Consider the following 13,562-nt stretch of genomic DNA (forward strand, 5'->3'; position numbering starts at 1 on the left):
GGCCGATGGTGGCGAGGAGGGTGTGGACGTCGTGTTCGGTGAGGCCGATGCCGGTGTCGGTGATGCGCAGGGTGGCGCCGCCCGTGCCGCCGGTGCCGCCCGTGCCGCCGGTGTCGGTGCCGGTGTGGATGTGGACGCGGGCGGGGGCGTCGGGGTCCAGGGCGTGGCGGGCGGTGAGCGCGTCCACGGCGTTCTGGAGGAGTTCGCGCAGGTAGACCCGGGGGCTGGAGTACAGGTGGTGGGAGAGCAGGTCCACCAGGCCACGCAGATCGACCTGGAACGTGTGGGGCTTGTCGGGGGCGATCTCGGATTCCTCGGGTTCCTCGGGGTCCGCGGACGTGCGCACGGGCCGGTCCGGCGGACCCGCGCACCGCGGTCGGGTCCGCAGGCGCGCGCGGTCGGTCCGGGGACGCGTATCGGCACGTATCCCTCGTCGGCTGTCCGCAGACTCTTTCAGAACGACACGGGTTCGTACATCCGTAGAACTACGGAATCGTGACCCCCGGGGGGTATGCGGCCGAAGGGCGCGCCGGCCCGGTCGCCGTCGCCTGGCGGAACTGCGCAGCGCCTGTCCGCGATGTCTCGGATAGGGTGATTCGGTAGATGTTGCGATAGGGATAAAGCGATAGTGCGAAGTGCGGTAGGGATTGAGCCCCTCGGGGCCAGGCTGATGCGTAGGTAGATGCGTTGCACACTCACCAGTCGCCGGGCAGGGTGCCGCAGCCGCCCCGCGCGGCCGTCGGCTACGCGGGCGTGCTCAACGACCTGCTGCCCATCGCGCTGTGGCGCGAGGACGCCAGGGGGCGGATCGTCGAGTGGTCGCTCGCCGCCCAGGACCTCCTCGGGCACCGCCCCGAGGACGTGATCGGGCGCCTCGCCACCCCGCTCCTCGTCCCCGACACCAACCGCGAGCTGGCCGACCGGCTGACCCGCCAGGTGCAGGCGGGGGAGACCGTCGTCGGCACCCTCCCGGTCCGGCACCGCGACGGCCACCAGGTCGTCATGGAGATGTGGATCGTGCCCGCCGCCGACCCCCAGGGCCGCCCCGGCGCGATGCTGATCGCCGTCGAGACCTCCGAGGTCCTGCGGATGCGGGACTCGCTGGCCGCGCTGGAGTCCCTTTTCACCCAGTCGCCGATCGGCCTCGCGACCCTCGGTCCCGACCTGCGCTTCCTGCGTGTCAACGACGCCCTCGCCCGCATGAACGGCGTGCCGCCCGCCGACCACCTTGGCCGCCGGCTGACCGAGGTCGTGCCCGGGGTGAACGCGGGCGCGCTGGAGGCGCTGATGCGCCAGGTGCTCGACAGCGGCACCGCCGTCGTCGACGCCCGCCGGGTCGGCCGCACCCCCGCCGACCCCGACCACGACCACATCTGGTCCTGCTCGTACGCCCCGCTCCTCGACCACGGCGGGCACCCCCTGGGTGTCATCGCCTCGCTGATCGACGTCACCGACAGCCAGCGGGCCCACGTCGAGGTCGAGCGCGCCCGGCACCGCTTCACCCTGCTGGCCGAGGCGGGCGCCCGGATCGGCACCACCCTGGACCTCCGGCAGACCGCCGAGGAGGTCGTGTCCTTCCTGGTGCCGAGGCTGGCCGACTCCGCCGACGTCCAGCTCCTCGAATCGGTCCTGGACCCCGACGAGTCCACCGCCGCCACCCGGGGCGTGCTGCGCCGCCTCGCCGCCGCCTTCCCCGACCCGGCCGCCCCCACCGCCCTCCTCGGCGTCGGACGCACCTTCCAGATCCCGCCGGGCTCCGTGTACGAGGAGGTCATCACCGACGCGCGGGCCATGGACCTGCGGACAGCCGACATCCCCGCGCTCATCCGGGACCCCCGGATGGAGGCCCTGCGCAGCTACCTCGCCACCCGCATCGGCTCCGCGCGGCTGGTCCCGCTGGTCGCGCGCGGCACGGTCCTCGGCACGGTCTCGGTGACCCGGCTGCGCGGCCGGGAGCCGTTCGACGGGGAGGACCGCGTCCTCATCGACGAGGTCGCCGCGCGCGCGGCCCTCAACATCGACAACGCCCGCCTCTACACGACCCAGCGGCAGGCCGCCCTCACCCTCCAGCGGAGCCTCACCAACAACGCGCTGCCGGACGTGACCGGCCTGGAGCTCACCGGGCGCTACCTCCCGGCGAGCGAGCACGACGTCGGCGGCGACTGGTTCGACGTGGTCGCGCTCCCCGGCGGGCGCACCGGGCTCGTCATAGGCGACGTGATGGGCCACGGCATCCACGCCGCCGCCGTGATGGGCCAGCTCCGCACCGCCGTGCGCACCCTGGCCCGGCACGACATCGCGCCCGCGCGGATGCTCCGTTCGCTCGACGCGGTCGTGGCCGACCTGGGCGAGGACGAGATGGCGACCTGCGTGTACGCCGTGTACGACCCCCTCACCCGGAGCTGGACCATCGCCCGCGCGGGCCATCCGCCGCCGGCCGTAGCCGTCCCCGGTGGGGCCGTCACGTTCCTCGACGGCCTGCCCGGCACCCCGCTCGGCACCGGGGCGCACGAGTTCGGGACGCAGGAGGTGGCGGTGCCCGCCGGGGGCCTGCTCGTCCTCTACACGGACGGTCTGATCGAGGCCCGCGACCGCGACCTGGAGCAGGGGATGTCCCAGCTCGCCGCCGCCCTCCACGACACGGACCGCCCGCTGGGGGAGCTGTGCGACGACGTCCTGGCCCGGCTGCTGGACGGCCGGGCCCAGGACGACGTCGCGATGCTGCTGGCCCGGACGACGGGCTGACGGCCGCTCAGCGGGCAGCGCCGGACCCGGTGCCGGACCCCGTACCGCGTACCCGGATCAGCCGGCCTCGCCCCGGGCCCGGTAGAGGTCCCTGAGCAGGGCGATCTCCGCGCCGTGGTGGAGGAGTTCCTGGTTCATCCACCAGATGACGTCGACCAGGGCCTCTTCCGGGTCCCCGCCGTGCGGGTAGGTGCAGTAGCCGACCGTGTCGAGCGCGGTGTCGTCGAGGGTGCGCAGCATCGCGTGCCAGGCGGCGGAGGAGCGCGCCAGGTCGGCGAGCGCGGGGGCGGCCTCGCCCTGGCAGCGGAAGTCGTCGCGGGTCAGCTCGCGGCCGCCGGCGGTGTGGTCGGTGCGCAGCGTGAACATCTCGGTGAGGTGGTTCAGCCGCCAGGCGATCGTGGTGAACGGCGCCGGGTCGGGGTGCGGCGGCGGGCTGGTGTCACGGCCCCACTCCCCGGCTCCGACCAGCAGCGTGGCCCGGGCCCCCGGCCCGTCCCGGTGGCGGCGGACCGACCAGCAGCCCGCCACCGGCTCCCACAGCAGCTCGGCGTCGGTGAGCGGGCCGACCGGGACCCCCGTGCCGTTGCCGCTGTCCACCACCGGTCCGGTCAGCCGGTTGAGCAGCCGCTCGCGCGCGAACTCGAACTGTTCCATCAGGGGGACGAGGCGGGGCGGGGTCGTCATGGGGGCTCCTGGGTCGGTGTGGTGCGCGCTCGGACCGCGCGCCGCCCGGGAGGCGCGCGCGTGCCGGAGCCTGTCACAGGGCACCCGCCCGGGGCACGTGATTTCAGGCGCGGTCGATGTGCACGCTGGTCGACTTCACGCGGGCCGTGGCCCGCATCCCGACCTCCAGACCGAGCTCCTCGACGGCCTCCCGGGTGAGCAGCGAGACCAGCCGGTGCGGGCCCGCCTGGATCTCCACCTGGGCCGCGACGTCGCCGAGCTTCACGGCCGTGACGATCCCGGGGAAGGCGTTGCGCACGGAGGTGTACGAGTCGTCCTCGTCGCCCGGCGCCGCCTGGGCGAGCTCGACGGAGAAGGCGGCGAGGTCGGGGCCCTCGATGAGGCGCCGTCCGCTCTCGTCGCGGTGGGTGGTGACCCGGCCGGCGTCGGCCCAGCGCCGCGCGGTGTCCGGGCTGACCCCGAGGAGCCGTGCCGCCTGCCCGATGGTGTAGGTCTGCATGCCCACGAGCCTAAGCGGCCATAGGTGGCATATGCAAGGTGAATCAGCGGAAATGCCTAGCGAATGCGGATCATGTCAGAGCTAGCCCGCCGCGCTGGAACGCCGCACCCGACTCGCCCGCCGCACCCGGCTCACCCCTCCCACCCGCCCTACCCGCCCTGCCCGGCTCACCCCTCCCACTCGGCCAGCCACGCCAGCGCGGCCTCCGCCGTGAACTCCCGCTGCCCGCCGCGGAAGACCAGGTCCGCCGTGGTGAAGAAGGGATCGTCCGCCGTCTCCGGTACGTACGGCAGGACGAGGCACCGCATCCCCGCGGCGTGCGCGGCGGCGGCGCCCGGCGGCGAGTCCTCCATGACCACGCACCGCTCCGGCGCCGCGCCCAGGCGGCGGGCCGCCTCCAGGAAGACGTCCGGCGCGGGCTTGCCCCGGTCGACCTCCTCGGCCGAGACGACCGTCTTCAGGTACGCGTCCAGCCCCGTCCCCGCCAGGACGGCCTCGATCGCGGCCGGCGAGGAGCCCGAGGCCACCGCCATCGGCACCCCCCGCGCGGACAGCCGCTCCACGAAGGCGCGCATCTCCGGGAAGACGGGCGTCGCCGCGCGGGCGAGCTCCAGGTAGTGCCAGTTCGTCGCGTCGAGGAGGTCCTCCGCCGGGGCCGTCACCCCGTACTCGGCGGTCAGCGCGCGCAGCGACTCCAGGGTGCCGATCCCGATGAAGTCCGTGTGGCGCGCCCAGTCGAAGGTCGTGACGCCGTGCGCGGCGAGGGCGCGGCGGGTCGCCTCGAAATAGTTGGGCTCGCTGTCGACCAGCGTGCCGTCGAGATCGAAGACGACCGATACGCGCGGGGTGCTCATACGCCCACCCTTTCAGAGGGCCCGACGGAAACGGAGGGCCCTTGGTCCCGCCGTCCGGCCGAAGGGCCCGCCGCCGGAGTCCGCCCTCCCGGAGCCCGCGCCCCGGAGTCCGCCCCCCCGGAGCCCGCGCCCCCGTCAGGTCCTAGCCGCCCCGCCGCCCCACCGACTCCACCAGCGGCAGCAGCCGGTGCGCGACCCGCTCGCGCAGCGCGATCTCGGTCCGGGTGCGGACCACGCCGGGGAGCTGGATCAGCCGCTGGATGACGTCCTCCAGATGGCCCGCGTCCCGCGCGACCACCCGGGTCCACAGGTCGCCGCCGCCCGTGATCGAGAAGGCCTCCACGATCTCCGGAACGGTCGCCAGCGCGTCGCCGACCTCGTCCAGGTGCCCTTGGGTGACCTCGATGTGCACGAAGGCCAGCACCGGGTGCCCGAGCGCCGCGGGGGAGAGCACGGGGCCCGTCGCCGTGATCACGCCGTCCCGTTCCAGGCGGTCGATCCGGGCCTGGACCGTGCCCCGGGCCACCCCGAGGACCCGGGCGTACTCGCGCACGCTGGTGCGCGGCTGCTCGATGAGGAGCCGCAGGATGCGGGTGTCGAGCTCGTCCACCGTCATGGTCCGTTGGCCTCCCTGTGGCCGTTCATTCGTCGCCTTGACTGTACCAATGGCCCACTCATCAGGCCGCCGGTTGAGCCAGTGGGCGGAAGGATGCTTTCCTCTTCGGAGAGTTGGACAGATGGCGCCGCGCACGCGCCGGACCGGCGAGGCCGCCGGCCCCGGACCCGCGGCGCCATCGCCATGTCCAGAGGGCATCGCGCGACGACGAAGAGGGTGTGTGTACGGCAGCGGGGGCGGATCGACCGTCGTGAAGAAGGGCCTGGCGGCCGGGGGAAGGCTGTTCCGGCTCGTGTGCGTGGCCCCCGACCCGGGCAGGGTGCGGCTGCGGGTGGCCTCGCGGGCCGTCCTCGGCGTCGGCCTGGCCGTCGCCGCCGCCGAACTGGCGGGGCTGTCCCTGACCGCCTCGATCACGGCGGGCCTCGCCGCGCTCCTGGCGCTGTTCACGGTGGGCGACCCGACCGTGCGGCGGCAGGCCGTCACCACGGCCCTGCTGCCGCTGGCCGGCTTCCCCGTCCTCGCCCTCGCGACCGCGCTGCACGGGCTGCCCGCCCTGCGCGACGCCGCCTGGCTGCTCGTCGTCTTCGCCGGCGTGTACGCGCGCCGCTGGGGGCCGCGCGGGCACGCGCTCGGCATCTTCGCCTTCATGCAGTTCTTCGTGACCCAGTTCCTGCACGCCGTGCCCGCGCAGCTCCCCGAGCTGTACGCCGCCGTCCTGCTGGCGCTCGGCGCCGCGAGCGCGGTCCGCTTCGTCGCCTGGTGCGTCGAGCGGCGCGTCCCGCCGCCCGCCGCGCCCGCCCCGCTGCCCGGTACCGGGCTCGCCCGCGCCACCACGCGGCAGGCCTTCCAGGCCACCGTCGCCTGTGCCGTCGCCCTCGCCGCCGGACAGCTCATCTCCCCGGACCGCTGGTACTGGGCGGTCGGCACCGCCTGGTGGATCTTCGTCAACACCGCCTCGCGCGGTGAGACCCTGGTCCGAGGCTTCCGCCGGGTCGTCGGCACCGTCACCGGCATCGCGGCCGGGCTGCTGATCGCCCTGCCGCTGGGCGGCGCCGGCGCCCCGACGGCGGTCCTGGTCGCCGTGTGCGTCTTCGGCATCTTCTACACGGCCCCGCTCTCGTACAGCTGGATGATGTTCTTCGTCACCGTCATGGCGGGCCTGCTGTACGGACTGCTCGGCGTCCTGCACCCCGGGCTGCTGCTGCTCCGCTTCCAGGAGACCGCGGTCGGCGCGCTCGGCGCCGCCATCGGCGTGGCGCTGCTGCCGGTCACCACGCACGCCGCGACCAACGCCTGGATCCAGCGGGCCGTCGGCTCCGTGCACGCCTGCACCACCGCCGCCGCCCGGCGGCTGGCCGGCGACCCCGGCGCCGACCCGGCGCCGCACGCCGCCGAACTGGAGCTGCTGCTCGGCCGCGCCCGCCTCTCGCTGGCCCCGCTCGTCCACCCGCTGAGCCCGCTGCGGGCCCGCAAGGCCCGCGCCCGCCGGGTCCTCGCGCTGCTCGACGACTGCGCCCGGGAGACCCGCGGGCTCGCCGCCGTCGCCGCCGACCCGGACGCCTCGCACGACGCCCGCCTGGTCGCCGCGGCCTGGCGCGTCGAGGCCGCCGTGCACGCCCTCGTCCCCCCGGTCGAGGCGGCCGGCGGCCGCGTCGAGGCGGTCTCGCCCGCCCTCCCGTCCCACCACCCCGGCGCCGAGGCGGCCCTGCACCACCTGCACGGCCTGGAGCGCGCCCTGGTCGACCTGGCGGCCCCCCTCCGCACCTCGCCCCGCGCCCCCCTCGTCCCGGCGGCCTGACGGCCCACCGATCCACCGTCGGCCCTGCCACCTCGTGGTCTAGACCTGCTAACGTCGCCCCGACGGACGGCCGGTCCGCCGTGACCGGCCAGGGGACACCGCACAGGGGAGGCTTCGTGGGCGACGCACGCCGGACACGGGCATACATCGGATCGTTCACCTCGGCAGGCGGCCGGGGCGTGCTCGTCGCCGAGCTCGCGCCGGACGGCGGCGCGCTGGAGGTCGTCGGGGGGAGCGACGCCGTCGCCGACCCCTCGTACCTCGCCCTCGCCCCCGGCGGCGAGCTGCTCTACGCCGTCTCCGAGACCACCGAGGGCGCCGCCGCCGCCTTCGCGGTCGGCGACCCGGCGGACCCCGCGCCCCGGCTCCTCGGCGCCCCCGTCCCGGTCGACGGCGCCGCCCCCACCCACCTGGCGCTCGCCGCCGGGCACCTCCTCACGGCCAACTACACCTCCGGCAGCGTCAGCGTGCTGCCCCTCGTCGGCGACGGCGCCCCGGGGCCCGTCGCCGACGTGGCCCGCCACCAGGGCTCCGGCCCGGTCGCCGGCCGGCAGGAGAAGCCGCACGCCCACCAGGTGCTGCCCGACCCGAGCGGGCGCTGGGTGCTCGCCGTGGACCTCGGCACCGACTCCGTGACCGTCTCCGCCCTGGATCCGGCCACCGGCACCCTGCGCCCGCACGGCACGACACGGCTGCGCCCCGGCACCGGGCCCCGGCACCTGGCCTTCCATCCGGACGGCGGCCACGCCTACGTCCTCAACGAGCTGGAGCCCACCGTCACCGTGTGCCGCTGGGACGCCGCCGCCGGTGTCCTCGAAGCGCTCGGCGAGACCCCGGTCGTCCCCGAGGACGCCACCGGGGACCGCTACCCCTCCGAGCTCGTCGTCGCCCCCGACGGGCGCTTCCTGTGGGCGGCCGTGCGCGGCCACGACAGCCTCGCCGTGCTCGCCCTCGACGAGAGCGGCGAGAAGGCCGAGCTGACCGCCTCCGTGCCCTGCGGCGGCCACTGGCCCCGCGACCTCGCCCTCGGCCCCTCCGGCCGGCACCTCTACGCGGCGAACGAGCGCTCCGGCGACGTCACCTGGTTCACGGTGGACCAGGAGACCGGACTGCCCTCCCGCGCGGGCTCGGTCCCCGCGCCCGCCGCCTCCTGCGTCGTCTTCGGCTGACCGCCGCCCGCGCGGGCGGACACGGGAAGGGCCCGCACCGGAACCGTCCGGTGCGGGCCCTTCCCGTCACTGCCTCTCGCCGTCCCCCGGCGGCGCGGTCCGTCAGTGGACGGGCGCACCCTGCTGCGGGGAGATCCCCAGCGCCGAGGCGTACTGCGAGAGCACCAGCTTGCCGATGGCCGGATACGCGCCGAGCGCCTCCGCCGTCGCGCAGTCGGCCTCCTTGGCCGCCGCGTCGAGCAGTCCGTCGGCCAGCTCCGGGCCGATCAGGTACGGGGCCAGCGCGAGCTGCTCCGCACCGGCGGCGCGCAGCTGCACGGCGATCGAGGCGATCGAGCCCTCCTGGTCGAGCGCCGCCGCCATCACGGGCACGGCCAGCCGCGCCGCCAGCAGCATTCCGGTGATCCCGGCGGCCTGCACCGCCTCCTCGCCGCCGACCGTGGCCAGGATGATGCCGTCGGCCGCCGTGGCGACCGTGAACAGGCGCGCCCGGTCGGCCCGCGCCAGACCGGCCTCCGAGAGGCGTACGTGCAGGGCCTCGGCGAGCAGCGGGTGCGGGCCGAGCACGTCGGTCAGCTCCGCCGTGTTGCCGCTGTCCATCACGGCCTGCCGGACCTGCCGGAGCAGGGCGCTGTCCGGGCCGGCGAGCAGCGGGACGACGACCGCGGCCGGGCCCTCGGGCGCGGTGACCTCGCGGCCGGCCGCGAGGGCCAGCTCGTAGCGCTCGGTGCGCAGCGCGGCGGCGCGCGCCAGGACGCCGCCGAGGCTCGGGTACTCGGTGGCGTCGTCGCCGTCCAGGTAGCCGATCACGGCCTCCAGGCCGGGCAGCTCCGAGCGGGCGATGCTCACGACCTCCTCGGCCAGCGAGCGTATGGCGGCCGACGGCACGCCGGGAACGGCGAGAACGAGCGCGGGAGCGCCCTCGGGCGCCACCACGGGTTCAGGGCGCCGGTGCCGCCCGGACTGGCGGGGGCGCGGCATTCGTACAGGCAGGCCGGGAGTAGGCCCAGTGGGGGAGCTCATGGCGCCGTATGCTACTGCGCTTGCCCGTCCCGCACTGCGGTGAGGTGCGGCTGAGCGACTTCTGCCCCTTTATGTCCGAGTCGCCGGGAACCGCCGATTACGTGGTGAGTTGGAGAAGCCGGGGATCCTCCGGCAGCCGCAGGGTCCCGTCGGCCAGCGCGGCGGCGATCGTCACCGCCCCGGCGAGCGGATCGCCTGCGGCGGGCACCTCGCGGGCCCCCGGCAGCAGCCTGCCGAGCTCCGCGCGGAGCGGGCCCAGCAGGGGCTCGCCCATCTTGAACAGGCCGCCCGTCAGGGCCACTTCGGCGTCCGCCGAGGACGCGCAGACGGCCTCCGCCGCCTCCGCGATGTGCCGGGCCGCCCGCGCCAGGACGTCCGCCGCCACCGGGTCCCCGGCGGCGGCGCAGGCGCTCACCCGGGGCGCGAAGGAGGCGAGGACGGCGGGCCGGTCGCTTCGGGGGTAGAGGGCGCCCGGCAACCCGGCGACCGGGCCGAACAGCTCCTCGGCGCACGCCAGGAGCGCCGCCGAGCCGCCGCGTCTGCCGTCGTGCGCCCGCATCGCGGCTTCGAGCCCGGCGCGCCCGATCCACGCCCCGCTGCCGCAGTCGCCGAGGAGATGGCCCCAGCCGTCGGCCCGGCGCCAGCCGGTCAGGTCGGTGCCCATCGCGATCAGGCCCGTGCCGCCCGCGACGACGGCGCCCGGCCGCTGGCCCAGCGCCCCCGCGTAGGCGGTGACGGCGTCGGCGGCCAGCGCGAGCCGCCGCACGCCCCAGGCGCGCGCGAAGGCGCCGGGCAGTTGGGCCCGCAGCCCGTCGCCGAGGGTGGCCATCCCGGCCGCCCCGACGGCGACGGCCACGATCGGCCCGGCCCCGCCCGGGCCCCCGCCCGCCCGTGCCGCCAGCGACTCGACGGCGGGCAGCAACCGGGCCAGCAGCTGGCCCGCGTCGATGCCGCCCGCCCCCGTGCGTACGGGTTCGGCGGAGGCGGTCGTCCCCAGAACCCGGCCGTCGGCGGCGCGGGCGAGCGCGATCCGCAGCCCCGAGCCGCCGGAGTCGACGCCGAGGACCAGCCCGCGCTCCGCCCCGTCCGTCACGGCAACTGCCAGTCCACCGGCTCGGCGCCCTGACGGAGCAGCAGCTCGTTGGTGCGGCTGAAGGGGCGCGAGCCGAAGAAGCCGCGGTCCGCCGACATCGGCGAGGGGTGCGAGGACTCGATCGCGGGCAGGTCGCCGAGGAGCGGGCGCAGATTGCGCGCGTCCCGGCCCCACAGCACCGACACCAGCGGCTTGCCGCGCGCGGCGAGCGCCCGGATGGCCTGCTCGGTGACGGCCTCCCAGCCCTTGTCCCGGTGCGCGCCGGGCCGCCGGGGGGCGGTGGTGAGCGCCCTGTTGAGCAGGAGGACGCCCTGCCGGGTCCACGGCGTCAGGTCGCCGTTCGACGGGCGCGGGTGCCCCAGGTCCCGGTGCATCTCCAGGAAGATGTTGTCCAGGCTCGGCGGCACCGGGCGCACGTCCGGCGCCACGGAGAAGCTCAGCCCCACGGCGTGCCCGGGCGTCGGATAGGGGTCCTGGCCGACGATGAGGACCCGCACCTCGTCGAAGGGCTGCTGGAAGGCCCTGAGGACGTTGGCCCCCGAGGGCAGGTAGGTGCGCCCGGCGGCGACCTCCTGCCGGAGGAAGTCGCCCATGGAGGCGATGCGTTCGGCCACGGGTGCGAGCGCCTGCGCCCACCCGGCCTCGACGATTTCGTTCAACGGTCGTGCTGCCACGTCCGTCACTCTACTGGCGCACTCCGACAGCGGGTCCCGCAGCTCGGGCCGGCTCAGCCCAGCACCGCCGCGCGCACGCACAGCACGTCGGGCAGGTGCTCGGCGAGGAGCCGCCAGCTGTCGCCGTCGTCGGCGCTCGCGTACACCTCCCCGTTGCGGTTGCCGAAGTAGACGCCCGCCGGGTCGCCGTCGTCGGTGCACAGGGCGTCGCGGAGCACCGTGCCGTAGTGGTCGCCCTCCGGCAGCCCCTCGCTGAGCGGCTGCCAGCTCCCGCCCGCGTCGGTGGTGCGGTAGACGCGGCAGCGGTGCCCGGCGGGCACCCGGTCGGAGTCGGCGTTGATGGGGAACACGTAGGCGGTGTCGGGGCGGTGCGGGTGGGCGGCGACGGCGAAGCCGAAGTCGGAGGGGAGCCCGGACCCGATGTCGGTCCACCGGCCGCCGGCGTCGTCGCTGCGGAAGACGCCCCAGTGGTTCTGCAGATAGAGCCGGTCGAGGTCGCCGGCGTCCTGCGCGATCTTGTGCACGCACTGGCCGAACTCCGGGTGCGGGTCGGGCAGGAAGACCGCCGAGACGCCCTCGTTGGCCGGGTCCCAGCTCGCCCCGCCGTCCCGGGAGCGGAAGACGCCGGCCGTGGACACGGCGACCGTGACGGCGTCGGGGTCGCGCGGGTCGGTGACGACGGTGTGCACCGCCTCGCCGCCGCCGCCCGGCACCCAGCGGTCCCGGGTCGGGTGCTCCCACAGCGGGCGGACCAGCTCGAAGGACTCGCCGCCGTCGGCGGACCGGAAGAGCGCGGCCGGTTCGGTCCCCGCGTACACGACGCCGGGGGAGTGCGCGGGCGCGGGGTGCAGCTGCCACACCCGCTCCAGCGAGGCCCCGGTGTCCTGGGGGAACTTCACGGCGGGCGCGGCCGGTTCGGTCCAGGTGGCGCCGAGGTCGTCGGAGTGGAAGACGGACGGGCCCCAGTGGGCGCTGTCCCCGCCGACCAGGATCCGGGGCGCGGGGCGTCTGGTGTCGATGCCGATCGAATAGACCGCCTGCGCGTTGAAGTGCGGTGGGCCGAACTCCCAGCGGCCGTCGCGGCCGCGGCCGATGAACAGACCCTTGCGGGTGCCCACGGTCAGTAGCACCTCGGACATGCCGACACCTCCAGGACGCCGTCGTCGCGGATACGGGCCAGTCTGCACCCCCGCACCGACAACGGCCCCCGGAGGCGGCCGCGCCCCAGGTCAGCGGCGTGTTGAAGCCGCCGGCCCGGGGTCGGAGGGTCCGGCTCCCGAGGCCGGGGTCCGGGCCGTCCGTCGCGCCCGGCCCGCTCCTCAGATCGCCCAGGCGTACGGCGCCGGGGCGTGGGTCTCGCCGTCCAGCTCGCGCGCGGCGCGCCGGGCCCAGGAGGCGTCGCGGAGGAGCTCGCGGCCGAGGAGGACGGCGTCCGCGTCCCCGCCGGCGACGATCTCCTCGGCCTGCCGGCTCTCGGTGATCAGTCCGACGGCGGCCACCGGCAGCCCGGTCTCCGCCTTCACCCGCGCGGCGAACGGCACCTGGTAGCCGGGGCCGACGGGGATGTGCGGGGCGCCGCCGTTGCCGCCGGTGGAGACGTCCAGCAGGTCGACGCCGTGCGCGCGCAGCAGTGCGGCGAAGCGGACCGTCTCGTCCGCGGTCCAGCCGTGCTCGTCGAGCCAGTCGGTGGCGGAGATCCGGAAGAACACCGGCAGGTCGGCGGGCCACACCGCGCGGACCGCGTCGACGACCTCCAGGGCGAAGCGGACGCGGTTCTCGAAGGAGCCGCCGTACGCGTCGGTGCGCCGGTTGCTGTGCGGGGAGAGGAACTCGCCGATCAGATAGCCGTGGGCGCCGTGCACCTCCACGACCTCGAAGCCGGCGGCGAGCGCGCGCCGGGCCGCGTCGGCGAACTGCCCGGTGATCTCGTGGATCCGCTCGACCGTCAGCTCGGTGGGCACGGGGTGGTCGTCGGCGAAGGCGACCGGGCTCGGCCCGACCGGCTGCCAGGCCAGTCCGGTGGCGGGGTCCACGGGGCCGCGGCCGTCCCAGGGGCGGTTGGTGGACGCCTTGCGCCCGGCGTGGGCGATCTGGAGGCCGGGGACGGTGCCGTGCTCCTTGAGGAAGGCGGTGATCCGGCGCAGGCCCTCGATCTGGCCGTCGTCCCAGAGGCCGAGGTCGGCGGGGCTGATCCGGCCCTCGGGGGCGACGGCCGTCGCCTCGACGAGGATCAGTCCGGTGCCGCCCGTGGCGCGGGCCGCGTAGTGGGCGAAGTGCCAGTCGCGGGCCACACCCGCGCGGGGGCCCGTGGGCTCCGCCGAGTACTGGCACATCGGCGCCATCCACACCCGGTTGGGGATCGTGAGGGACCTCAGGGTGAGGGGCTCGAAGAGGGCGCTGCTCATGG

General features: G+C 75.8%; 12 protein-coding genes and 1 pseudogene. 3 read left to right on the forward strand and 10 right to left on the reverse strand.

Going from position 1 to position 13,562, the window contains the following annotated elements; genetic code table 11:
• Positions 1-346 (reverse strand): annotated as a pseudogene (locus ACZ6J5_RS17035) (hypothetical protein); the annotation flags it as partial.
• A gap of 341 nt (positions 347-687) precedes the next feature.
• On the opposite strand from ACZ6J5_RS17035, the gene ACZ6J5_RS17040 reads away from it, so the two are divergent.
• Entirely contained in the window at positions 688-2,745 is a 2,058-nt protein-coding gene (locus ACZ6J5_RS17040) for a SpoIIE family protein phosphatase (RefSeq protein ID WP_469392183.1), read from the forward strand.
• 57 nt (positions 2,746-2,802) lie between these two features.
• On the opposite strand, the gene ACZ6J5_RS17045 is transcribed toward ACZ6J5_RS17040, so the two are convergent.
• The 4 genes from ACZ6J5_RS17045 to ACZ6J5_RS17060 form a co-directional block, all read right to left on the reverse strand.
• Entirely contained in the window at positions 2,803-3,429 is a 627-nt protein-coding gene (locus ACZ6J5_RS17045; RefSeq protein WP_469392185.1) for a DinB family protein, read from the reverse strand.
• 103 nt (positions 3,430-3,532) lie between these two features.
• Positions 3,533-3,928 (reverse strand): TOBE domain-containing protein, encoded by a 396-nt coding sequence (locus ACZ6J5_RS17050; RefSeq protein WP_469392186.1) that lies wholly within the window; start codon positions 3,926-3,928, stop codon positions 3,533-3,535.
• Between the two features lie 167 nt (positions 3,929-4,095).
• Positions 4,096-4,782 carry an HAD family hydrolase gene (locus ACZ6J5_RS17055; protein WP_469392188.1) on the reverse strand — a complete coding sequence of 229 codons (687 nt, stop codon included), beginning with the start codon at positions 4,780-4,782 and terminating at the stop codon, positions 4,096-4,098.
• 142 nt (positions 4,783-4,924) lie between these two features.
• Positions 4,925-5,398 (reverse strand): Lrp/AsnC family transcriptional regulator, encoded by a 474-nt coding sequence (locus ACZ6J5_RS17060; protein WP_469392190.1) that lies wholly within the window; start codon positions 5,396-5,398, stop codon positions 4,925-4,927.
• A gap of 292 nt (positions 5,399-5,690) precedes the next feature.
• Between ACZ6J5_RS17060 and ACZ6J5_RS17065 the strand changes: the two genes are divergently transcribed.
• Both ACZ6J5_RS17065 and ACZ6J5_RS17070 read left to right on the forward strand, forming a co-directional pair.
• Positions 5,691-7,196: an FUSC family protein gene (locus tag ACZ6J5_RS17065; RefSeq protein ID WP_469392843.1), complete on the forward strand. Its 1,506-nt coding sequence runs from the start codon at positions 5,691-5,693 to the stop codon at positions 7,194-7,196.
• 116 nt (positions 7,197-7,312) lie between these two features.
• Positions 7,313-8,365 (forward strand): lactonase family protein, encoded by a 1,053-nt coding sequence (locus tag ACZ6J5_RS17070; protein ID WP_469392192.1) that lies wholly within the window; start codon positions 7,313-7,315, stop codon positions 8,363-8,365.
• Positions 8,366-8,467: 102 nt separating this feature from the next.
• On the opposite strand, the gene ACZ6J5_RS17075 is transcribed toward ACZ6J5_RS17070, so the two are convergent.
• The 5 genes from ACZ6J5_RS17075 to ACZ6J5_RS17095 all read right to left on the reverse strand — a co-directional run bounded on the left by ACZ6J5_RS17075 (position 8,468) and on the right by ACZ6J5_RS17095 (position 13,560).
• Positions 8,468-9,388, reverse strand: coding sequence for a sirohydrochlorin chelatase (locus ACZ6J5_RS17075; protein ID WP_469392194.1), 921 nt, complete (start codon positions 9,386-9,388; stop codon positions 8,468-8,470).
• A 97-nt stretch (positions 9,389-9,485) separates the two neighbouring features.
• The gene (locus ACZ6J5_RS17080) at positions 9,486-10,481 is read right to left on the reverse strand and encodes an N-acetylglucosamine kinase (RefSeq protein ID WP_469392196.1); all 996 of its coding nucleotides are present in this window, start codon (positions 10,479-10,481) and stop codon (positions 9,486-9,488) included.
• A complete protein-coding gene (locus ACZ6J5_RS17085; RefSeq protein WP_362476448.1) occupies positions 10,478-11,155 on the reverse strand; it encodes a uracil-DNA glycosylase in 678 nt (225 codons plus the stop codon). The genes ACZ6J5_RS17080 and ACZ6J5_RS17085 overlap by 4 nt, the downstream gene beginning before the upstream one ends.
• A 53-nt stretch (positions 11,156-11,208) precedes the next feature.
• Positions 11,209-12,294 carry a WD40/YVTN/BNR-like repeat-containing protein gene (locus ACZ6J5_RS17090; protein WP_469392198.1) on the reverse strand — a complete coding sequence of 362 codons (1,086 nt, stop codon included), beginning with the start codon at positions 12,292-12,294 and terminating at the stop codon, positions 11,209-11,211.
• Between the two features lie 180 nt (positions 12,295-12,474).
• Positions 12,475-13,560, reverse strand: a complete 1,086-nt coding sequence (locus ACZ6J5_RS17095; RefSeq protein WP_469392200.1) for an NADH:flavin oxidoreductase/NADH oxidase — start codon at positions 13,558-13,560, stop codon at positions 12,475-12,477.
• Between the last annotated feature and the right edge of the window lie 2 nt (positions 13,561-13,562).

It is taken from the genome of Streptomyces sp. NPDC042100 (assembly GCF_055582325.1).

Coding starts and splice junctions, on each gene's coding strand:
- ACZ6J5_RS17045 (WP_469392185.1), bottom strand. CDS start 3,429: ATGACGACCCCGCCCCGCCTCGTCCCCCTGATGGAACAGTTCGAGTTC.
- ACZ6J5_RS17050 (WP_469392186.1), bottom strand. CDS start 3,928: ATGCAGACCTACACCATCGGGCAGGCGGCACGGCTCCTCGGGGTCAGC.
- ACZ6J5_RS17055 (WP_469392188.1), bottom strand. CDS start 4,782: ATGAGCACCCCGCGCGTATCGGTCGTCTTCGATCTCGACGGCACGCTG.
- ACZ6J5_RS17060 (WP_469392190.1), bottom strand. CDS start 5,398: ATGACGGTGGACGAGCTCGACACCCGCATCCTGCGGCTCCTCATCGAG.
- ACZ6J5_RS17075 (WP_469392194.1), bottom strand. CDS start 9,388: ATGAGCTCCCCCACTGGGCCTACTCCCGGCCTGCCTGTACGAATGCCG.
- ACZ6J5_RS17090 (WP_469392198.1), bottom strand. CDS start 12,294: ATGTCCGAGGTGCTACTGACCGTGGGCACCCGCAAGGGTCTGTTCATC.
- ACZ6J5_RS17095 (WP_469392200.1), bottom strand. CDS start 13,560: ATGAGCAGCGCCCTCTTCGAGCCCCTCACCCTGAGGTCCCTCACGATC.